The sequence below is a fragment of the Bacteriovorax sp. DB6_IX genome, from assembly GCF_000447775.1.
GTDB lineage: Bacteria > Bdellovibrionota > Bacteriovoracia > Bacteriovoracales > Bacteriovoracaceae > Halobacteriovorax_A.
This window is the reverse complement of the sequence record NZ_AUNJ01000187.1, coordinates 1-226: the sequence shown is the minus strand read 5'-3', so window position 1 is coordinate 226 and position 226 is coordinate 1. Positions and strand designations below refer to the sequence as shown.

Sequence of the window (226 nt, the reverse complement as noted above, 5' to 3'; positions counted from 1 at the left end):
AAAAATAGAAAAACTCGTGACTCTTGTCCAACTCATCTTCCCACTCAAAGTTCGAATAAGTAGAATAACAAAAATCCCATGAGAAAAAACTCTCACAAAAGTCAGTAAAACCCGACTCATCAATATATTTCTTCTTGTGATTTGAATTATCGTTGAAGAAGATTTTCATCGTATAAGACTGCTTAAAATAATAATCAGACATCGATGAAAGTGTTTTATCATTGAA

At 31.0% G+C, this 226-nt stretch carries 1 protein-coding gene; it reads right to left on the bottom strand.

Annotation, left to right across the window (positions count from 1 at the left end):
* On the bottom strand, positions 1-226 hold a 226-nt coding region (locus tag M901_RS17970), incomplete at both ends, for a hypothetical protein (protein WP_034720663.1).